General features: G+C 28.0%; 17 protein-coding genes. 1 reads left to right on the top strand and 16 read right to left on the bottom strand.

Going from position 1 to position 22,261, the window contains the following annotated elements:
• Positions 1-154: 154 nt before the first annotated feature.
• The 13 genes from TVTCOM_RS11255 to TVTCOM_RS11315 all read right to left on the bottom strand — a co-directional run bounded on the left by TVTCOM_RS11255 (position 155) and on the right by TVTCOM_RS11315 (position 13,856).
• Positions 155-427 carry a metal-sensing transcriptional repressor gene (locus TVTCOM_RS11255; RefSeq protein WP_434796372.1) on the bottom strand — a complete coding sequence of 91 codons (273 nt, stop codon included), beginning with the start codon at positions 425-427 and terminating at the stop codon, positions 155-157.
• Positions 428-456: 29 nt separating this feature from the next.
• Entirely contained in the window at positions 457-2,130 is a 1,674-nt protein-coding gene (locus TVTCOM_RS11260; protein WP_434796373.1) for an ABC transporter ATP-binding protein, read from the bottom strand.
• Positions 2,123-3,859, bottom strand: a complete 1,737-nt coding sequence (locus TVTCOM_RS11265) for an ABC transporter ATP-binding protein (protein WP_434796374.1) — start codon at positions 3,857-3,859, stop codon at positions 2,123-2,125. The genes TVTCOM_RS11260 and TVTCOM_RS11265 overlap by 8 nt, the downstream gene beginning before the upstream one ends.
• A 20-nt stretch (positions 3,860-3,879) precedes the next feature.
• A complete protein-coding gene (locus TVTCOM_RS11270) occupies positions 3,880-5,076 on the bottom strand; it encodes a S41 family peptidase (protein ID WP_434796375.1) in 1,197 nt (398 codons plus the stop codon).
• Positions 5,077-5,217: 141 nt separating this feature from the next.
• Positions 5,218-5,943 carry a DUF421 domain-containing protein gene (locus tag TVTCOM_RS11275; RefSeq protein ID WP_434796376.1) on the bottom strand — a complete coding sequence of 242 codons (726 nt, stop codon included), beginning with the start codon at positions 5,941-5,943 and terminating at the stop codon, positions 5,218-5,220.
• A gap of 201 nt (positions 5,944-6,144) precedes the next feature.
• On the bottom strand, positions 6,145-8,073 hold the full coding sequence (locus TVTCOM_RS11280) for a molybdopterin-dependent oxidoreductase (RefSeq protein ID WP_434796377.1): 1,929 nt from the start codon (positions 8,071-8,073) through the stop codon (positions 6,145-6,147).
• Positions 8,074-8,286: 213 nt separating this feature from the next.
• A complete protein-coding gene (locus TVTCOM_RS11285) occupies positions 8,287-9,075 on the bottom strand; it encodes a hypothetical protein (RefSeq protein WP_434796378.1) in 789 nt (262 codons plus the stop codon).
• Between the two features lie 90 nt (positions 9,076-9,165).
• Positions 9,166-9,549 (bottom strand): VOC family protein, encoded by a 384-nt coding sequence (locus TVTCOM_RS11290; RefSeq protein ID WP_434796379.1) that lies wholly within the window; start codon positions 9,547-9,549, stop codon positions 9,166-9,168.
• A gap of 37 nt (positions 9,550-9,586) precedes the next feature.
• A complete protein-coding gene (locus TVTCOM_RS11295; RefSeq protein WP_434796380.1) occupies positions 9,587-10,600 on the bottom strand; it encodes an ROK family protein in 1,014 nt (337 codons plus the stop codon).
• A gap of 118 nt (positions 10,601-10,718) precedes the next feature.
• Positions 10,719-11,534 (bottom strand): alpha/beta fold hydrolase, encoded by an 816-nt coding sequence (locus TVTCOM_RS11300; protein WP_434796381.1) that lies wholly within the window; start codon positions 11,532-11,534, stop codon positions 10,719-10,721.
• Positions 11,535-11,734: 200 nt separating this feature from the next.
• On the bottom strand, positions 11,735-11,992 hold the full coding sequence (locus TVTCOM_RS11305) for a histidine phosphatase family protein (protein WP_434796382.1): 258 nt from the start codon (positions 11,990-11,992) through the stop codon (positions 11,735-11,737).
• A gap of 204 nt (positions 11,993-12,196) precedes the next feature.
• Positions 12,197-12,631, bottom strand: coding sequence for a hypothetical protein (locus TVTCOM_RS11310; RefSeq protein ID WP_434796383.1), 435 nt, complete (start codon positions 12,629-12,631; stop codon positions 12,197-12,199).
• 112 nt (positions 12,632-12,743) lie between these two features.
• A complete protein-coding gene (locus tag TVTCOM_RS11315; protein WP_434796384.1) occupies positions 12,744-13,856 on the bottom strand; it encodes an NADH:flavin oxidoreductase in 1,113 nt (370 codons plus the stop codon).
• Between the two features lie 175 nt (positions 13,857-14,031).
• Here TVTCOM_RS11315 and TVTCOM_RS11320 point away from each other — a divergent pair, with 175 nt between their 5' ends.
• Positions 14,032-14,349 (top strand): winged helix-turn-helix transcriptional regulator, encoded by a 318-nt coding sequence (locus TVTCOM_RS11320; RefSeq protein ID WP_434796385.1) that lies wholly within the window; start codon positions 14,032-14,034, stop codon positions 14,347-14,349.
• A 430-nt stretch (positions 14,350-14,779) separates the two neighbouring features.
• On the opposite strand, the gene TVTCOM_RS11325 is transcribed toward TVTCOM_RS11320, so the two are convergent.
• The 3 genes from TVTCOM_RS11325 to TVTCOM_RS11335 all read right to left on the bottom strand — a co-directional run bounded on the left by TVTCOM_RS11325 (position 14,780) and on the right by TVTCOM_RS11335 (position 22,180).
• Positions 14,780-16,123, bottom strand: coding sequence for a TldD/PmbA family protein (locus TVTCOM_RS11325; RefSeq protein WP_434796386.1), 1,344 nt, complete (start codon positions 16,121-16,123; stop codon positions 14,780-14,782).
• Positions 16,124-17,518, bottom strand: a complete 1,395-nt coding sequence (locus tag TVTCOM_RS11330) for a TldD/PmbA family protein (protein ID WP_434796387.1) — start codon at positions 17,516-17,518, stop codon at positions 16,124-16,126.
• Between the two features lie 147 nt (positions 17,519-17,665).
• Positions 17,666-22,180, bottom strand: coding sequence for an AAA domain-containing protein (locus tag TVTCOM_RS11335; protein WP_434796388.1), 4,515 nt, complete (start codon positions 22,178-22,180; stop codon positions 17,666-17,668).
• Positions 22,181-22,261: the final 81 nt, after the last annotated feature.

The raw sequence follows: 22,261 nt of genomic DNA on the forward strand, positions 1-22,261 counted from the left end.
AATCCTCCTTATTAAAGTATACCCCCCTGGGTATACTTTAATTATACCCATAGGGGTATACTTTGGCAACAAAAAATTTTTTTTAAAAAAATAAAACAAGGTTATTAGCTTTTTGCTAAACAACCTTGTTTTATTAAATTTATATTTAATTATTTTACATTCTTGAAAAATATTCAATTGCCTTTGCGAAATCTTCTATCGTTTTATCTGCATCTCCATGTTCTATTCCCTCTTTAACACAGTGATGTAAGTGCCCTTCTAAAACTATTTGCCCAATTTTATGAAGAGCTGATTTTGCTGCATTAATTTGCATAATTATATCTTCACAAGGCACATCTTCGTCGACCATTCTATCAACAGCATTTAACTGACCTATTATTTTCTTCATTCTTCTGTGTATATTATCTGAATCCATACATTGTTTCATAAGTTATCCTCCTAATTGTTTTCATTTTTTTACATGGCTATACTTTTATTTTCCAATTTAATTATTCTATCACATGTTAAAACAGATGATAATCTGTGAGAAATGGAAAGTACAGTTCTTTCAGAAGAGGCACTTCTAAGTACAGAAATAATTTTTTCTTCTGTTTCTGAATCTAAGTTTGCTGTAATTTCATCTAATAACATAATTGGTGGTGATGTTACTATGGCTCTTGCAATTGATAGTAATTGACTTTGTCCCTGTGAAAAAAGATGAGGAGCGGCCAATGTGTCATATCCTTCTTCTAGAGTGATTATATAATCATGTAATCCAACAAATTTCATGGCATTTTCTATATCTTCTTTGCTTATGTTTTCATCTTTTAAGCTTATTTGCTCTGCTACGCTTCCCTTAATAAAAGAAAAAGATTGTTCCACATAACCAAAGATTTTTCGCTTTTCATCATTTGGTATTTCACTAACTTTCACATTACTTAAAGTAACACTTCCACTGCTTGGCTCCAAAAGTCCAAGAATTAATTTAAAAAGTGTTGTCTTTCCTGCACCTGTTCTTCCTGCAAAAGTTACACTTTCTTTGTATTTTATGCCAATACATATATTTTCCAAGATATTTTCACCTTCTTCATAGTGAAAGTTTACATTATTAAGTTCTATATTTAAGTTATTATTTATAATTTTCTCATATGTAAAATCAACATTCTTCTTTGTTTCTTCTTTCTCATTTAAGAATTCATCTATTCTGTAAATTCCTGCTATGGACTGTTGAATATTTTGTAGTTCCATCCCTAGATTTTCTATTGGTGTAAATATATTATTAATTAACTCTATTGCCGCTGCAACTGTTCCTATGGAAATTCCTAAGAAAGATAAATGATCACTGGATAAAATTACTACTATGGCTATGACCACTGCTCTTAGTACCAAAATTATAGGTGAAAAAATTGAGTCATAGAAGTTTATTTTATTCATAGCTTCATAACTTTCGTCTAAGTAATCTACATATTTATCTTCCATATATTCCTCTTTTGCAAAAGACTTAATCATTTGTATATTGTTTATACTTTCTGGTATGTGGTTATTTACTTTAGCTGTTAAGATACGATACAATCTTTGTGCTGTTAACATTTTTTTCTGAAATTCTCTAGTTAAAAAATATACTACAGGTATTATAAACAAAACTAAAATTCCAAGTTTATAACTAAAAATCCAAATAGAGATTACAATACCTATAATCTTAAAAGCATCTACAAACATGCTAACTATACCACTTGTAAACAATGAACCTACAACTTCCACATCGTTGGAAAAACGAGATACTATGGAACCACTTTCATTTGTAGACAAGTATCCTATAGGGATTTTCTCCAACTTTATCATCATTTCTTCTTTGATTTTTCTTATGATTTTCTGACCAAATATAGTTATGATTCCTTCTTTTCCAAAATTAAAAACACCAAGAAGTACGATTGTCGCAAAGTATAGTAAGGATGGAAATAACAGATTTTTTCCTCCAACTGTTAAATAATCATCTATAATATATTTTAGTACTTGAGGTGTTGCTAAACTAAATCCAATAGTTCCAATTATTATGAAAAAAAGTAAAAAAGTAAGTAATTTATATTCTTTAAATACATTTATTATTAATTTTACAACTTTACTGTTGATTTTTATATGCTTACTACTCATCTTCATCACCTTCTTTTCTTTGTTGTAAAGAATAAAGTTGATTATACAGTTTAGATGAATTTAATAATTTTTCGTGACTTCCATATTCCAAAATTTTATCATCATTTATTAATATGATTTCATTTAAGTATTTAAAAATTGATAGTCTATGGGAAATTAGTATAATCAAACAGTCCTTATAGTTATTTCTCAAATTATCTATTATGATCTTTTCTGTATTCATATCAACTGCAGAAAAAGGATCATCTAATATTAGTATTTTATTTTTATGATAAAGAGTTCTTGCTAAAGCAATTCTAGCTTGTTGACCTCCACTAAGTCTTATTCCACCATTACCAACCATGGTATCTATTCCATGCTCCATAAATTTTAAATCTTCATGAAAACAAACCATATTAAGTACATGAGATATATCACCCTCATCTCCTAAAGTTATATTGTTGTAAATAGTGTCTGAAATCAAATGAGGATTATGTCCTAAATAAGATATGATTTTACTTCTTTCATATTCACTATAATCTCGTAGTTCTTTCTTATCTATTGTTAAACTGCCTTCATAGTCATAATCTGCTAAAAAAATTTTCCCTATGGTTGATTTACCACAACCTATAGGTCCTGTTATTCCAATTATTTGATTTTCTATTCCTTCAAAATTAAGATTTTCTATTATATACTCTTCACTATATTTAAAATATAAATTCTTAGCTTCAATTCTTGTTTTTTCCTCTATTTTGTCTAAGTTTTTATCAATTTGACTGTATTCTTTTAAATATGGCTTTATTCTGTTCCACGATACTCTAGATTTTTGAATTGTATTAAATAGTCTGGCAATTCTACTAGCTTTTACTGCCATAACAGAAAATATTGAAATATAAGCAGAAAATTCACCAACAGTAAAATCACCTTTGTAAACTTTTTCTCCCATCATAATTATGACAAATACAATTCCTCCCATGGCAATCACATTGTAAATTGGCTGCATGGCATTCTCCCATACATTTGCTGTAATTGCTTTTCTCTCAAAGTCTTCTAATTCTTTTTCATAAATCATTTTGTTATCAGTTTCTCTACCATAAAGTCTGTATAAAATTGCATTGTCTATCATATCGTAAGTTATATCTGAAACCTTAGATATTTGACTTCTGTACGCTTTTGTAAATTTAAAGATAATTCTTTTTAACTTTTCTGCAATTAATATGGCAACTGGTATAAAGATACAAGCATACAATGTTATCTTTCCGTCATACTGTAAAAGGGTTATTAAATATGATATAAAGAGCACTCCTGTGTCAAATACTTCTGTGGTAGATTTTCTCATACCTTCCACACAAACATCCACATCAGAAATAGTCTTTGTCATAATACTTCCCATATTTTCTTCACTTAGTTCTTTTTCTGTTTTGTGTAGGATATTATTATAAAGCATAAACCTCATAGTTGCTGTTGTTCTATTGGCAAATTGTCTCACATAATATCTTTTATAATATCTGAAAAATTGAACCATAAAAGTAATAAATATAAATATTAGTGCTAGATTTATTAAACTATTAAAACTAATCTTTGAGATTAAGGCATCTATTAGTTTTCCTTGATAAATAGGTCTAGCCACCATTCCCACATTGTACAAAATCCCAAAAATGGTGAGTAGAATTACTGTCTTCTTTTCCTTAAGCCAATAATTCTTTATTTTATCAGGATTTTTTATAGATAGAATTGGTATTTTTTTCATAAACTCCCCCTATAAATTCATTAATGAATCTTTTCTATTTCTAATACCTTTTTTATGCAGTTATCATTTTTAAAATTAGAAGTTTTTTCACAATCTTCTATTTTATATTTTGGTATAATTTTTATTTCTTCATCACATACTCCATCTTTATTTAAATACATACAGCTAGCCATTCTAATAACTAAACCACTGTTTTTTAGGTTAATTAATACAGGGTCTATAACCCCACCATCTCCCCCTGTAGTTTTTCCTATTATTGTTGCAAATTCAGTTTCATTGCAAAACATAGAAAATAACTCTGATGATGAAAATACTTTTTCATCTACAAGTAAATATATATTACCTTTAAATTTCAAGTTTGCATTACCTTTTATAGTATAAGATGTATTTTCAAAATCAGTAAACTGTTTTAAAATTTCCTCTGGTCCATTTTCCTTTATATTCTCTGGTAAATTTTTTATGGGGTGTAATTTTATATTTCTTTTTTTTGTATATTTTTTAATTGTTTCACAGTTATTTCTATAAACCCTATAACCATTTACTGTAATATCATCTTTTATAAGTTTAGATAGTATTCCTTGCCAATATCTATCACTTCCACCAGCATTTCCTCTTATATCAATAATTAAAGCTTTATGATTTTCCAAAGTATTAATATATTCGTCTATTTTATTAAAATCTTCATCAAAAGATCCGCCACTTGAAGACATTGATGGTAAATACATATATGCCACTTTATCTTTAATTATATCTTCTAAGGTTAACTCTCTTTTGAAAAAATACTCCTTTGATATTTTTACTTTAGTTTTTATAGAGTCATATCTATTTAAAACTTTTTCATCATTAAGAAAATCATACCAATTATTATTGGAATATGCTGTTTTAAAAAGCTGAAATCTATTTTTATTATCTATTAATTCTGTATGTCGATTATGTAAATCGTCTAATATTAATGACATTTCTTCTATAAACTTCTCATCGTTAGGCGTATTTTCAATTCTATTTAAATATTTTTCTTTGTTTTCTAGCCAATCTACATTATTACATCTCTTATTTACATATAGATAAGGATATCCCTTCTTTATGTTACTATACATATATTCAAAGTCCTCTATTTTTTCATTATTAGAGAGTTGACTATTTTTAGAGTAAATAGAATTTCCTAATCCTATTATAAGCATAAAAATCATTATTAAAAGCAATATTTTCTTTTTCATTGAATTCACGTCCTTATTATTCCATTTACTTTGCCCATTGTAACATTACTAAATAAAAAATTCAATTTTCTAGTTATTATATGTATTCTAAGTTTATACTTATACTTCCTTACATTTTCACCTTGTCTGCTGATGGTTGAACTAACAAATTTTAAAGTCTCCATTTAATCCACTTCCCTTGATGATTCTTGATATATATATTTTTCCCTCACTATTTATCTCTGCGTAAAAGACATCTTTTACCGTTTTTATTTCAATCGTTTTTAACTGTTGATTTAGCCATTCACGAGTAAGTCCCAGTTTCTTCAAGTTACCTTCATGTACTTCTCCATCGATAACTACTGGAATGGATAGCCCTTTATATTTGGTTTGAAGATTTAAGTCCTTAGGTGTAACAGGTATATACTCAGATTTTTTAAGTACATTCAAAGTTCCGTTATCCTCAATAACTGCAAACTCTACTTCATTTAAATCAAATATATCTTTTTCTCTTAATAACATTAAAATATTTTCAGTGGTGAATTTGAGCCTTCTCATATTTTCATGTAACATATTTCCATTTTGAATTACTATAGTAGGACCAAAGGTCGCCAATTTACCAAATTTTCTAGATTTTATTTTAAAATAGGCAACCAAATTTTGAAAAAGTATTACTAATATAATGGCATAGGCAGTGGGTAGATATTTTAATTTGGGATCTGCTAAATCCGCACCTATCATTGATCCTAATACTATAATTGATATAAAATCAAATATAGGGAGTTCACCTATTTTTCTTCTTCCAGACTTTAGTATTAAAAACACTACTATTGGTAATATTGTAAAAACTTTTAGTGTAATTCGTATATATTCTTCTAAATGCTCCATTAAACCCATCCTTTTCTCTATATTATTAAAATTATTATTTTAGTAATATAGTTTATGTATTTAGAAGTATTGTATACTTTTGCTCATATTTTTCTTTATCTTGCTGAAGAAACTCCATTCTAAGAAAATTATGAAATTTTAAAAAGGAGCTAAATAATTATTGTATTTAACTCCTTTCATCTACCTAATATTGTTTTCTTTTTAACCTTTATATAGCTTCACAAAAGTCTCGTTGTATGTTACTTGTCCGCCTATATCTGATATGCCTGATTTTATTATCCAATTAGGATTTCCATGCTTTTTCCACCAGCCAGCATACATCATAACCACATCGTCACAAATAGAATCATCAATTTGAACTATAACTTGAATTTTTCCTTCACTAGATTCCATATTTATTAAATCATCTTGAGATAATTTATATTTAGATGCCATCTTTTTATTAATAAATGCTTTTGCTTTATCTTCTTCGTCCATATAATGTTGACTAAATAAAGAATCTCTTCCATGGTTTGTTAATAATCTAAAGTTGAATTCTTCATCTACTTTATTAACATTTAAAGCTTTTTCATTTATGAATATCTCAAATTTACCTGACTCTGTTTTAAAGTTTTTATCTTCCCAAGCTATATCTTCATGTATTGTAAAATAATTTTTTGCAAGATAATCTAAGTTTATTTCTTTTTTTATATCTCTTAATGGTTCTATAACTTTTTCCAAATACTCTTTTTTGTCCACATAGGGATAACTATCAAGATTTAATTTTCTAGCTACCTCTTGGAAAAAATAATATTCATCCATAAGAATATTTTCTGGTTCCAATGCTTTTTCAATATATGTTAAATAAGGATTAGTCATGGAACTATATAGCAAATCTTCACTTTCAAAAACGCTTGTTGCTGGAATAAATAAATCACAACTCTCAGCTGTATCAGTTAAAAATAAATCAAAACATACCTTAAACTCAATTTCATCCATGGCTTTTTCTAATTTTTTTAACTGTGGCAACTGATTTAATAGATTACTCTTTGTTATTACTGCCATTTTAATATTCTTTTCTTCAATAAAATCACTTATTTTACTTACATAAAAGAATTCATCATCTGCATATTTGTAGCTATGATAAGGATCTGTATTTAATACATCTGGATAAACTCTATTAGCGTAATTTACTCCTCCGCCACTATATCCTATTTGACCAGTTATGGCACCTAAAGTATTTATATTTCCTATAGTACTTCCACCATAATTATATTTTTGCATACCGTATCCTTGTAAAATGGTTGAATATGTATCTGTATATTTTTTTACTAGAAAATCTAGATGAGATAAAGTTACCCCACACATTTTACATAAATTTCTTAAATTTAGCGTATCTAAATAAGCTTTATAGTCATCAAAATTTTTCACATATTTATTTATATAATCTTCATTATGCAAATTTAATTCAATTATCCTTTTTCCCATGGCTAAAGCTAGGGCTCCATCTCCACCAGGTTTTATCCTTAAGTGAAAATCGGCTTGCTTTGCTGTAGACGTAAGAATTGGATCAATAACTATAACATAAGCACCTGATTTTTGAGCTATTTTAATCATATTCATTGTATGTATTGTTGTATTAGCCGGATTTTTACCCCATACTATAATAGTTTTGCTATTTAACATATCTTCCAATGAATGACTTTTAACATCACCAAAATTTCTTTTTTGAGCCTCTATACCTGCACTCCAACAAGGGCCACCTTTTTGTTTGCAACTACCTCCAAAAAAGTTAAAAAATACCTCTCCAATACTTTTAAGAAGGCTTCCACTTCCATATTGTTCATAATATATAAAAGACCTAGGTCCATAATTTTCTTTATAATAATTTAACTTTTTTGCCATAATATCCACGGCTTCTTCAAAGGTTATCTCTTCCCATTTATGATTAACCTTTAATAAAGGTTTATATTGCCTATTTAGATGATTATGTCTTTTTACGTGCTTTAATCCCTTTTTACAAATAAATCCTTTAGTGTATGGATGGCACTTGTCTCCTTCTACTTTTGCTATATTGTTGTCATCGATATATACATTAAATTTGCATGCATCATAGCAATCTAATGTACAACCTCCACTTAGAACTTTCATCTTATCACCCTCATTTTATCTAGAAATATTTTTGCATACAAATACAATTGCATCCAAGAAATATATAACCTATACTTATAAATTTTCTACTTTGCATTCTTAACACAATTTTAGTTGTTTTACATACAGTATATCAAAATAATAAAAAAAGTGGTGAATTGTTTTTAGTTTCACAATAAAAGCTCATTTAAAATAACAATGAGCTTTTATAATTTAAAAATAATTTTTAAATTTTGACTTCATAACTTCATAAGTTGACTTATAAATTTTATTCTTATTTATTTTCTCTATTTTATTTTTATACCTTTTTCCATTAATAATAGTTATTAAAAAAACGTCATCACTTAAAATTTTTTCTACAATATCATCTTGATTTTCAACTCTGTAATAAACATAAAAGTAATTTTCATTGATTATTTTTATCCCATGTGAAGCATAATTTTTTTTACCAACAATCAGATTAAATCTTGAGTTTTCGTCTATAATATTACCTATACTTTTTTCACTTTTAAACAATACCTTCAAATTACTATAGTACATCTGTACTTCATCAATTTCATTAATTAAGATTTCTTTAGTTATAAAAAGATTAACACTATCCTTGTTATTTATTATTAATAACTTGAAATTATCATCATTATAATTTAATTCTGTTGAAAACTCACTATCTCTCCATAATATTCCTTTTATTGTTTCTCTAGCTATTATATTACCATTAGTATTAAGCACTTCCACTTTTATTAAACTTTCAATAATATTCTCTTTAAGATCTCTTAACTCATTTTTACTAATATTAACATATAAAATATCCTTTTTAACTGTTCCAGCATATTCGTATACTTTATTTGAAATACTATCTTCTATAATTAAATTTATTAATACACTTTTATTACAGAAAATATTATACATTGAATATAATTTAACACTAATATTTAATTTATCATCATTATAAAAAATATTTTTGATTTGTGGAGAAATTAATGGGTTTTTATAAAAATCCATGAAATTCCCTCCCTTTTAAATTCTTATTTTATAATATGATAAACAAATATTTCAGTACCTTATATGCAAGATATATTTTAATTTATTATATTATGCAGTTATTTCAATTTGATTATTTTCAGGCCCAAGTATGCAACTTTCATAATAACCATCTCCTGTTGTACGTGGTCCACTTATCACTTCATATCCTGCTTTTTTTAAATCTTTCGTTAACTTATCTACCTTTTCCTTACTCCCCACACTAAAAGCCAAGTGAATATATCCACTTTGTGTTAGTGATTTTTCTATTACTTCTACTTCTGGGCGTGTCATTATCTCAAGTCTAGTGTTGTCGTCAAAAGTTAAGAAATATGTTTGAAGTCCTGTTAAAAAATTATGATATCTTTTATCTATTTTTGCTCCGAAAAACTTAGTATAAAAATCCTTTGTATTTTCCAAATCATTTACATACATTGCAACATGTTCTATTTTCATTTTATTCTCTCCTCTTTTATAAGTATATTTTACTGTTTTATATAATTGTCTTTTTTGTTATTGTAAGATTAGATTTTAATGAATCCTTACACAATAAATTTATGCCCCACATAATGTATTCAATAAGATCATGTATTTTAATTAACTCTGGTAATTCTTCTTTATTAAATATATTATTTAAATTTTCTTTAATATTTGAATAATCATCTACGATTGTAGAACAAATACCAATAGCCTGAGGATTTAGCATGGCTATAATAGACTGAGTGTATCTAGTAATTAACTCCTCATGACCTTCTTTAGAATTTAAAAGTGCTTCCATATTATCTGTAAGTTCAATTGGTAAATATTGAACCTCACCAGCCAAGTTGTTCATTCCTTTAAGCATTCTTCCATTTACTATAATCCCTACGCCTGCACAATGATTAGCTGGTTGGAATAATAAGCAAATATCTTCGTAATTTTCTTGATCTAGATAAAATCCAATTGCTGCTGTATTAACATCATTGCCAAAAATAATTTTCTGCTCGTATTTTTCCTTTAACAATTGTATAATATTAATTTCATTGAAATTATCTATTCCTGTAGATATTACTTTTTCATCTTTTATAATTCCAGGAATACTAACACCAATAACTTTAATATTTTCTATTTTATCTAAAACACTATCTAAAATTTCATGAATATCTTCAATTGAAATTTTAGGTTTAACAATTCTATTTTCCATTAGAATCTCGTCTTTTAAATTGTACACTCTATAAACAAGATGTATTCTATTACTGTTTTTAAAAATAGATAAACATAGATTTTTTGAATAGTCACTATTTATTTCATAATGCTTTGAGGGTCTACCACCTGTAGATTTAGCATATCCAGATTCGATAACCTGATCGCTTTTTAATAAATCTCCTACTATATTATTAACACTTCCAAGAGACAATCCCGTCAAAATTGATAATTCATTTTTTGTACATGCATCTCTATTTATCAAAACATTAATTATTTTTTCTTGATTTATCTTTCTTAAATTTCTTGTATTACTAATGTTCATTAATGCTCCTCTTTTCAGTTTATTTGTTATAGTAATAAATATTAATACTTTTAATAAGTCTTATCAAAAGTATTATAATATACTTTTGGCTTTTAAAGCAACTTTTATTTTCATTTATCTAATTGTTTATTATGAATTTTTCTAATTCTGCATTTATATCATCCTTACATTCATAAAACGCACCATGTCCTCCATCAGTAAGAGGAACTAATTTAGATTTTTCTATTGTTTTATTCATATACTCAGCAAATTCAAAAGGACATACACTATCATATATTCCATGTAATATTAATGTTGGAGTTTTTATATTTGGTAAATCATTAAATACATCTTCATCCCTAAGTGCATATAAGGAATTAACAGTAGACCATCCTGCAGCATTTAAACACATATAAAAGAACCAGTTCAGAATACCTTGACTTGTAAACTTATAAAAAAATGATTCTGATGTATTTATTATTGATTTTGGTCTATCATTTTTAAAGCTTTCTATAGTCAAATTCACTTCATCAACAGTATATCCATATGGCCAGTCAGATGATTGTACCCACTTTGGAGCTGCTGCACTGAGCAAACAAAGTCTTGCTACTCCATATCCATTAAATTTAGACATATATCTTGAACAAATAGCCCCACCCATAGAGTGTCCCATAAGTGTAATATTCTTAAGTCTAAGCGTTTCGATTACATATCTTATATCAGTTGACATTTTATCATAATCGTAACCGCTACAAGGTTTATCAGATTTTCCATAACCTCTTAAATCTATTGCCACACATCTATATCCCTTACTTATAAAATAAGCTACTATATATTCATACATATTATGGTTTAAAGGCCATCCATGCACAAACATTATTGTCTTTTCACATTTTGAATTTATGTCTTCTACAAATATTTTTACATCTGGTTCTACATTGATATAATACTCCATAGACATTCCTCCTTCTTATTTGGACCTATACAATACTATGAAAATATCTGTTAATATATATGCACTATTAATCCTACTAATTATGAATTTTTTAATATCAATAATAGTTGCTCTTTCAGGAGATACTTAGCATTGTATATTACATTTTAAAAGGGCGTATCATTTTTGATACACCCTTTCAATGTCATTTATTCCAATTATTAATAGGCCAATGCTTCTTCTATTTGGCTAAAATCATGACGTATAATTTCAACTAATTTGAACTCTTTGCTTTCATATTCATATTTAAATATTGTGCAATTAGGTATACCTGTTTTCATCAGTTCATGAGTATCTTCAAAATTTGATAAGAAACATAAAGATGCCAATCCATGAGACACAGCTAAAACAGTATTGTGGCCTTCTTTTTCCATTATTTCTGTACAAGTTTTAAGCATTCTTTCTTTAACCTGTGACAAAGATTCTCCTCCATATTGAGAAAAGAAATGCTCATAACTTCATATTCTTTCCCCTTTTAACTTTTATGATAAATGTATTAATAACTATGTAATTCTATATACATATGATTATTGTATCATAAAAATTGTTAAGGTTAAGTAAATGAGTATTATATACTTAATCTAATGCAAAGTTGCGAATATACTCTACATCTAAAATAATATTTATTTCATTTTAAGATAGCTCTCTTGTAACTTTTTTACACCTTCTAATTCTTTTATACATTCTTTAGCTTCATTATTATTTATATATAATAAACAAGATACATCATCATTTTTCTCACTAATTCTAGTAGTTACTCTAACATGATCTTCTAAAACTTTAGTCTCAAATTTATATATTAAATCAAGATGACGTTCCTCATTGTCTAAAATTACATTTACATTGTCTGCTACTATTTCCATATTTACATCTCTTTTTGTATCACTTTGTGATATGTTTCCAAACTTAGTGTATTTATATGAATGACCTTTATAATCAAATCTATTACTAATCTTTATTTGTTCTAATATGAACTTTCCCTCTTCTACTTGATTAACAAAATCATCTTCTTCATAAAAATAGTATTTTGAAAAATAATCTAATTTATATTTACTCATATTATCCTCCTAAATATAATTTAAATTTAGTATATGCAATTATATAAAGTAAACACTTACATAAGTCTTTTTATAGGATTATTCTATCCATTTAATTATAATATACCCTTTTTTATAAGCCTCTTATATTTAGGATGCATCTTTTACCTGGAGTACTGTAGCATTTATTACATGATACACACTTAGGCTTTTTTCTATCTCCACTTGCCCATTTATTTATTAAATCTGGTTGTGCAGTTAATGGTCTAGATAAAGAAAAATACTCTATTTTACTATTGTTTAATAAATCTTCCATAACTTCTAAATGTCTATTTCCACCTATTAATATAACTGGTATATCTATCATATCAGCTAATTTTATAGCATAATTTTTAAAGTAAGATTCCCTATCCTTTGATACTACTATCTTAGTTCTAGCAGCACCCATATTATTATTGACTACCTCTTGAATAGATTCATTTCCACCTGTTACTTCTATGGCATCTATTCCTAAGACCGCTAATTTTTTAGCCACGTATAAACTATCTTCTTCAGTTAATCCACCTTCTTTTATATAATCAGCAGAGTTCAATTTTATAAGTATTGGGAAATCTTCGCCTACTTCTTTTCTAATAGCTTCATATATTTCAAAAATTATTCTTCCTCTGTTTTCTATACTTCCACCGTATTCATCTTCTCTTTTGTTGTAGTAAGGTGATAAAAATTGGCTAAGTAAATACCCATGTCCACCATGTATCTCTACTCCATCAAATCCTGATTCTTTTACTCTACGAGCTGCCTCACCATAAGATTTTACTAAATATTTAATTTCTTCCTTAGTGATTTCCTTTGCCCAAGTTCCAGTTACTTCATTTTTTGTAGTTGATGGTCCCCAGATTGTTCTTTCTCCTACCTTGTAATTAGTCATAAATCCACCATAAACAATTTGCATTATTATATTTGAACCTAAACTGTGAATTTTGTCTGTAAATTCTTTGTATTCTGGTATAAAAGAATCATCATATATTCCCATCATGCCAGGATTAGGTTGCTCATCTTCTGTTACAAAAGCATATCCTGTTATTAAAGTTGATGCTCCACCCTTTGCTAATTCTTCATATATGGCAGATAACTCTGGTGTTAAATGACCTTTCTCATCTGCTAAGTCCTCCCAAAGTGCTCCTCTAAAAAATCTATTTTTCATATCCATGTTTAATAATTTGCTTTTATCAAAAACAGTTTTCATTTTATCTTCCTCCTAAGTTTTGTTGTTTATGAATCTAGTATACTTTGTCTTATAAATATTAAAAAGTACGAACTTTTTTGTAAGTTTTAATAGTTACCTAAAGGTAAGTATTATATTATTGTCTTAAATAGTTTAAACTAGAAGGACAGAGATAATTGAGTTTTGAGGTGATTTTTTGATAAGTAAAGATGATAAAAAATATGTATGCAAACTTGACTGGGCCTTTGAGCTTATTCGAGGAAAATGGAAGGCTGTTATACTTTGCCATCTACTAGATGGTACAAAACGCTTTTTAGAATTGCAAAGAGTTACCAGTGGTGTTAGCCATAAGGTGTTAAACGAGAAACTTAAAGAACTTGAAGATGATGGATTATTATTGAAGAAAGTATATAACGAACTTCCTCCTAAGGTGGAGTATTCTCTTACAGAAAAGGGATATGAATATGCTAAAGTTCTTAAAGATATAGAAGCAATTGGTGAAAAATATTTTTAATTAATTTGTATTATTTTTCCTGAATTATATAATTAAATCAGACAAATATATAATTCAGGTTTCTAAATCTTTTATTTTGACCTATTTTGTTGTATTATAATGTTTATATTACAAATTCAGGAGGATATTTATTGTGCATGAAATAACAGTTTCAATAGAAGAGATGATAGAGTTTATATATAATAGATGTGCTTGAAATATATCTAAAGATGATATAGAAATGATTTTAGATTTACAGGATGATTTTTTATCTTCTAAAGGTTTGATTCAAGTGGAAGAAGATGAATTATATTAAAGAGCGTTATGTAAAAAGATAGTGAAATTATGTTGCATTCACTATCTTTTATATTATGAATTTATTAAATTAATTATAGTCAAAATAGTCACCTTGAATAGTCAAATCTCCATTATCATATATTTTATCCATTTATTATTTTCCTGCTATTGAAAGTCCTTCTACTATTACTGATGGTGAACCAACATTACTCATAGGGAATTTTAAATCATTTCCTACAGCTACTATGTTTTTAAGTAAATCAAAGTAATTTCCAGCTAGTGTAATTTGCTCCACTGGGAAAGTTTTCTTACCATTTTCCACATAGAAACCTTTTGCTGCAAGAGAGAAATCTCCACTTACAGTGTTTGCTCCTGAATGAAGTCCTGCTAAATCTGTTATAATCACACCTTCACCTATTTCACTCATTAAGTCTTCAAAAGACTTTTCGCCTTTTCTAAGATATAAGTTGCTCTCAATGACATTAACAGATGAAGCATAAGAAGCTTTGAACCCGTTTCCTGTAGATTTTACACCTTGTTTATGAGCTGTTTTTAAGTTATGAAGTAATGTGTTTAGCTTTCCTTTATAAACTAATTCCTTTGTAAAAGTTGCCACTCCTTCATCGTCAAAAGGTGCTGATGCAAGACCACCCTCCATTAGTGGATCATCAACTATGGTAACAATTGGTGAAGCTATCATTTGCCCTTCTTTTCCTTTTAAAAGTGAAAGACCTTTTTGTGCTGCATCTCCACTGAAAGTTGATGCGAATGTTTCTAATAATTGCACCATAGCTTCGTTATATATGATTGTTTTATAATTACCTGATGGTATACTTTTTCCACCTAGTTTTGATAATGCTTCCTCCACACCTTGAGCTGCCATTTCTATTGGTTTAACTTCATCTAAAGAAGATGCTACCACATAGCCTACTCCATCATTTTTCCCACTTTCATCTTGTACTACTGGCACTACATAAGAAGTTAGAATATTATTTTTATTAGTAAGTTCCAATCCCTTTGTATTGTATATACCATAGTTTGATGAAGAATAAGAAATTTTGCAACCATTTATATTTACAACTTTCTCTGAGTAGTTTTTAGATTCTTTTTCTAAATCTAATGCTAAATCTATCATTTTACCTGGATCTATATTTTCCAATTCTTTAGAATAAGTTTTTACTTCACTATATGTTTTATCTCCTACATAAATAAAGGTTTCATCATCGTTTTCAATCAAAGTAGCACTGTTTTTAGCACTATTAATTAACATATCAATGGCAGCTTCATCTAATATTTCAGTATAAGAGTAACCCATTTTATTGTTGATTTTTCCTCTAAAAGAAAGTCCAAAAGACTTGGCTAAATTATACTTTTCCACTTCTCCTTCATAAACAGAGATGCTTATGCTTTCACCATCACTAAAATAAATCTCGCACTCATTAAATCCAGCAATTTTTGCTTTTTCAAATAATAAGTTCTTAAATTGTAAAAATTCCATCTATTCTTCACTCCTTCCACCAACTGTTATCTCTTTTACTCTTATCATAGGCTGACCTACGTTTGTTGGAATAGAGCCAGAAACCGAACCACACATTCCTTGAGCCTGAGCTAAATTGTCACCAACCATATCTATATTCATCAGAACTTCACTTCCCTTGCCTATTAAGCTAGCTCCTCTTACTGCTTCTTTTATCTCACCATTTTTAACTAAATATCCTTCTGCTACAGCAAAGTTAAACTCTCCAGTTACAGGGTTTACAGAACCTCCACCCATTTTCTTTGCATAAAGACCATTGTCTATAGATTTAATAATATCTTCTGTTTTATCTGTTCCTGCTGCTATAAATGTGTTTGTCATTCTAGAAGTTGGAGCAAATTTGTAACTTTGTCTACGGGAGCTTCCAGTAGGTGCAGTCTTCATTCTTCTTCCATTTAATTTGTCTACCATGTATGATTTTAAAATTCCATTTTCTATTAATACATTTTTCTGAGTTGGAGTTCCTTCATCATCTATGTTGGCAGAGCCCCAGTGATTTGGTATAGTTCCATCATCTATGGCAGTAACTTTGCTAGATGCAATTTGCTGACCTATTTTATCAGTAAATACTGAGTTACCCTTGGCAACTGATGTTGCTTCAAGAGAGTGTCCACAAGCTTCGTGGAAGATAACTCCTCCAAATCCGTTGTCTATGGCAACAGTCATTTGACCTGCTGGACAGTTTTTCGCATTTAGCATAGTATATGCCACTCTTGAAGCTTCTTTTCCATAATACTCTGGATCTATATTTTCAAACAATTCAAAGCCTTTGCAAGCTCCAGGCCCTTCATGTCCTGTTTGATTTTCATTTCCTTTTGATGCCACTGAAGTTATAGAAAGTCTAGTTCTTACTCTTTTGTCTTCTGTATATAAGCCTTCAGTGTTGGCAATTAGTACATTTTGCTCTTTATCTAAGTAGTTTACACTTACTTGTGAAATGTCAGAGTTGAAATCTTTTGCACTTTTGTAAGCTTTTTTCATTACATTTATTTTATGTTGGTAATCCACACTATTTGGACTTAGTTTTATTTGGTTAATGTTTGTAGTTCTTTTGCAATTGTTTAGTACTATTATTTTTTCTTCATTTGTAACTTTTCCTAGAGCTAAAGCTGCTTTGTAAGCAGTGTCTAGCATAGACTGAAGTGAGTTGTCGTTTGTGTACGCGTAAACGCTGTTGAACCCCTTGAAAATTCTTATTCCTATTCCGTAAGTTCTTCCCCCTAGGACGTTTTCTATTTTACTATCTATAAGACTTAGGTTGTTATTTATACAGTCTTCTTCAAAGATTTCTGCAAAATCCCCACCTGTGATTAGGCATTTTTCTAGCACTCTAGTTGCTATTTCTTTTGAAATCATAATGTTCCTCCTTTTTTGGTATATGTATATTATACCAATTTTTGTGGGAGTTTTAACATATTTTAAAAGGCGTTACATTTTTTGCAACGCCTTTTGTTTATTTTATAAATTTTAGAAAAAATATTTCTACTCTTCCTAATTATTTATTCAAATACCACTTTCTTCTTTCTGATACCACTCATCTCTAATCTCTTGTGCCCTAGCAGTAATTTTATCCTTTAAACTATTATCACTATCTACAGATACTTCTTCATAGTCATCAACTGGATAAATACCTACATAATTTAATTTATCTATAACCTTTTTCATTGAACTTTCTTCATCTTTAAAGAATTCACTTCCTCTTATTCTAATAAATCTCCATCCCAGACGTTCCAATATGGATTGTCTATTCATATCTGCTTCTAGTTTGTCTTCTCCATGCCACTTTTCACCATCACATTCTAAAGCTATTTTATTTTCATTGTCCATAACAACCATATCAATTCTATAACTTCCCACTTCCCATTGAGGAACTACTTTATACCCTCTTTCAATTAGATATTTCATCACCCTTTTCTCAAATTCTGATTCAGCTTTAGTAATATTTTTTTCTAATTCTTTCTTTCTAGATTTATAGTTTTGACAATACTCTAAAAGATTTCTTCTTAAATCTCCAACTTTCAGATCTGTTTCCATATTTAAAGAATGTACTACCCAAACTTGGTCTTTAGCTCTACTCATTGCAACATTGTATCTCTTTTTATATGAATCATCTGGCCCATTGCTATATAATCTCATTGGTGTGTCTGAATAATTCATATCAACCATAGATAAAAATATTATATCTCTTTCATCTCCTTGAAAATTTGCTGAATTACCACAAAGTATATTTCTTCTTTCATATTCAATAGGTGTCATATTATTTTGAAGTAGTCTATTAATATCATCTGCTTGTTTCTCACCCTTTAATGTAATTACTCCAAATGTCATATTTTTATATTCTTCTTGCTCACAACATGCTAATATTAATGAAACTATAGTCTGTGCTTCTTTACAATTAGTTTTTTTATCACATTGTGCATTTTTAACTTTATATGTAATTATTGGTTCTCCAACAGTTACATTACTTGTATCTCTCAATGGTTTTATATCTCCATTATAAGATAATAAGTTTGAATAACCTATAATATCCGCAACACATCTAAAATGTTCTTTTAGTTTTACAGGCTGGTATCCCCCTGCTTGGGCTAAATCATAAATAGATGATTTCCCTGAATATAAAAAATGATTAGGAACATCATATAAATATTCTTTAGTTAACCTATCTAAGTCTTCTATCTTCTCTCCTATAGCCATTGGACTTACTTGCTCATTATCTCCAACTATTATAGCTTGTTTACCAAGATATAATGCAACTAATGCCATAACATCTGCTTGACTAGCTTCATCAATTATTACTACATCAAACTTATTTTGTTTAGGATTGAAATTTTCCACTACTTTTATAAGTGGCATAATCCAAACTGGCACAGCATTTTGACATTTTGGCATTAATTTTCTAGCTTCAGATTTTAATACTTCTGATTTCTTTCCCTTTCCTTTACCTATCTTTCTAATTAATTGTCTCCATCCTTCTATTGCTCGTATTTCATCTTTATTGTTTTCAAATTGTAATAATTTATATAACCAAGCTTTATTAAATGCTAAATCTGTAGTATTTCCCCTCAATAATTGCTCTAAATTATTAATTTGTGATTGGATATTTTCTATTGATAGGCTATTTCTTTTTTCTAAAATATCAGTGAATTGTCTAAACTTCCAGGCTTCCTTAATACTTCCATTTATTTTATCGTTTCCAAATTCATCATTTCTACTTCTAATTAATTCCGCCCACTTTGGAGCTGATTTTGCTAGCTTGCCTAATAATGTTCTTCTTCTAATAATATTCTTAGATAAATTCATAATTGATTCTATAGATTCATACGCTTCTTTGTATAAATTTCTATCTTCATTTATGATTGCACTTTGAAGTAGTTTTATTATTTGACTATTTTCCTTATTTACATATTGATTTATTATATTCTCTAATTTAATCTGCTGCTTTTTAATTTTATAATAGTCAATTCTATAAATTTGTGCTTCTAATATATCTATTATTTTTAATCCTAGTTCATTTTTAATAAATTTTATCCTGCTATATTTATCTGTAGATATTTCTTGTTTACTATCTATTATTGATATGTTTATTCCATATTCAATGCATTTGTGTATAATCGGTTCCCATTCTTTTTCATACCAGTTAGTATTTCTTTTTATAATTTCACAATATTTTTTACATGTAATTTCTATTTTCTCTCCCATTTTATCTGCACTATCAGCACCTAGATTTGCAATTTGTCTGTTCCATCTATTTCGTAAATTCTCTCTAGCCTCCAACAAATCACGATATCTGCTAAGTATTCTATAATGTTCTATTGTTTTAGGTGTATTACCATTTATAGCGCACATATTTATAAATTTTTTAGTATCCAAATTTAATAATAAATATAGCTTACTTAGTTTTCCTCCACTCTCTAATCTAGTTATAATTGTATTGATTTGATTTTTTATATCAATTTCATTGCCTTCATATACTATTTTAGGTTCATATTTTATAATATCTTCTGATATATTTATTGATAATTCATAAACCTCATTGATATCATCAATTAAATGCTGCCAATTTTGTTTTAATATCTCTTCACTAGAATCTTGAATTATAGCCATATTCCATTCTTTTTTCGTATCAATGGCTGATAAAGCTCTTTTTATTTCATTAACTAAATCAGTTAGCTCATTTCTATCACATTGTGATATATCTTTTTCCCATACAGATAAATTTTTATTTAGTTTATTTTGATCAAATGTTCTCTTTTTATTTATTAAACTATTGTACTCAATAGGTGTAATAAGTTCCTCTATGCTAGGTAGAGATGAGTCATACTCTTTTTCTTCTTCCATTGAGATTGATTTATTACTTAAATATAACTCTTCAATTTCTTCATCTGTTAATGAAGGTAAATATCCTAAAGTAATTGGTGATGGTATCCATGAGTCGTATTCTTTATGTTGCTTAATAAACTTTGCGGCTTCAATAGGGTTATACTCTTCTCCACCTATTGAGATATTAGTGTATTCACTCATTCTAGCTTCTTTTAATTGTAATTTTAAATCATCTAATTTTATAATATATTCTTCTCTAATTTTTTCTAATTTTAGTATATTTTCTTTTAGATTTTCAACTTCCAATCTTGACCTATTTTCATTTATTCCATCTAAAGTTCTTTCCATTTCCATTTTACTTTCCGTTGTAGATAACAGGCTTAAGCATAAAGACTGAAGGTTCTCAGTGACTTTATCTTTCAATACTGCTAATGCTTTTTCACTATAACTTGTAATTAAAATGCTTTTACCTTGCGATAGTAAATGACCTACCATATTTGCAATTGTATGGGTTTTTCCTGTACCAGGAGGACCTTGAACTAAAACTGCACCATGTCTTTCAAGTTGTTTTGCTACTGTTAACTGTTCTGCATTAGCTGGCTTTGTAAGTAAAATGTTTTGGTCTATTCCATTCGTATATAGAGAAGAATTCTTCATGCTATTATCATTCTGAGCATTACCTTTATAATTACTTTCAACTCCAACAACTTCCTCTAAAAAACTTGGTGGATTATAATTTGAATTTAAATCTTCTATAATTGATTCTATAGCTACACCAAAGCCTAAATTTCTTTTTCTCAAGAATAAAATAGGCTTCATATATATTTGTGGATATTCATACTCATTTTTAATATCTTTAAAATTATCTACAAACTGACTACTTGGCGATAGTGCATGCGCTAATCTATTTAAAAATGATTTACTTTTTGACAAATCATTTGGAGCTACTAAATCATCATCAAACTCTTTATATAAATCTCTTAATATTTCATGGTTTGCACCTGGAACACTATTAAAGATACTCTTGTATAATTCCGATTCTTTCTCCCCTATTACTAAAGAAAATTTAGGAACACTTGCATTAAACTCTAGTTTAATAGATTGAAGTATAATTGGATGATTTATATAGCCATACTTTAGATCTTTATAAATTAAATTTCCATCTCCGAAAACTAATTCTAGTGACTCTGAATCTTTTTTTAAAGTTGAATACAATGAAAATAATTCATTATATAAGTCATCACATTCTCTAGATAGGATTTCAGATTTACACCATTTTATCCTATCTTCACTCCAATTTTTAAATTCAATTACCCTTTTTTCGTCTTCTTCAAATTTTATATTAATATATTTTTTTGATTTTTCATCTTTCAAGTCATAATTATTATTAAATATATCTATACTTTTTTTATTTGTTATATTTTTTTTAGGATTCTTCCATTCTCCTTCAATCCATGATTCTATTGTTTTAGAAGGACTTGGACAATTTCTAAGTTCTGGTTTTTTTACAATTAATATTTGATCTTCTTCTGATTTATAAATATTGTTTATTATATCCTCATGATTAGGAATATTATCTAAATTTTTATTCCATTGTTGTTTGTTTATATCTTGTATTACCGGATTCTTTATATTATTATATTGTTTCAAAAACTCAAAGAGTCTTATAAGTTTTTCTTTATCATTTTCTTGATTCACTCACATTCCCCATTTCATTTCTATTTAATACATAATAAATATATTCGTTAGTGTATGTGTCTATAAGTACTTATTTTTTTA

The sequence above is a fragment of the Terrisporobacter vanillatitrophus genome (genome assembly GCF_051148895.1).
Taxonomy (GTDB): domain Bacteria; phylum Bacillota; class Clostridia; order Peptostreptococcales; family Peptostreptococcaceae; genus Terrisporobacter; species Terrisporobacter vanillatitrophus.

Bases quoted from the DNA above. Each gene is read 5' to 3' on its own strand.
- TVTCOM_RS11300 (WP_434796381.1), bottom strand. From the start codon at position 11,534: ATGGAGTATTATATCAATGTAGAACCAGATGTAAAAATATTTGTAGAA.
- TVTCOM_RS11295 (WP_434796380.1), bottom strand. From the start codon at position 10,600: ATGAACATTAGTAATACAAGAAATTTAAGAAAGATAAATCAAGAAAAA.
- TVTCOM_RS11280 (WP_434796377.1), bottom strand. From the start codon at position 8,073: ATGAAAGTTCTAAGTGGAGGTTGTACATTAGATTGCTATGATGCATGC.
- TVTCOM_RS11290 (WP_434796379.1), bottom strand. From the start codon at position 9,549: ATGAAAATAGAACATGTTGCAATGTATGTAAATGATTTGGAAAATACA.
- TVTCOM_RS11325 (WP_434796386.1), bottom strand. From the start codon at position 16,123: ATGGAATTTTTACAATTTAAGAACTTATTATTTGAAAAAGCAAAAATT.
- TVTCOM_RS11260 (WP_434796373.1), bottom strand. From the start codon at position 2,130: ATGAGTAGTAAGCATATAAAAATCAACAGTAAAGTTGTAAAATTAATA.
- TVTCOM_RS11310 (WP_434796383.1), bottom strand. From the start codon at position 12,631: ATGAGTAAATATAAATTAGATTATTTTTCAAAATACTATTTTTATGAA.
- TVTCOM_RS11265 (WP_434796374.1), bottom strand. From the start codon at position 3,859: ATGAAAAAAATACCAATTCTATCTATAAAAAATCCTGATAAAATAAAG.
- TVTCOM_RS11315 (WP_434796384.1), bottom strand. From the start codon at position 13,856: ATGAAAACTGTTTTTGATAAAAGCAAATTATTAAACATGGATATGAAA.
- TVTCOM_RS11285 (WP_434796378.1), bottom strand. From the start codon at position 9,075: ATGGATTTTTATAAAAACCCATTAATTTCTCCACAAATCAAAAATATT.
- TVTCOM_RS11270 (WP_434796375.1), bottom strand. From the start codon at position 5,076: ATGAAAAAGAAAATATTGCTTTTAATAATGATTTTTATGCTTATAATA.
- TVTCOM_RS11255 (WP_434796372.1), bottom strand. From the start codon at position 427: ATGAAACAATGTATGGATTCAGATAATATACACAGAAGAATGAAGAAA.
- TVTCOM_RS11330 (WP_434796387.1), bottom strand. From the start codon at position 17,518: ATGATTTCAAAAGAAATAGCAACTAGAGTGCTAGAAAAATGCCTAATC.
- TVTCOM_RS11275 (WP_434796376.1), bottom strand. From the start codon at position 5,943: ATGGAGCATTTAGAAGAATATATACGAATTACACTAAAAGTTTTTACA.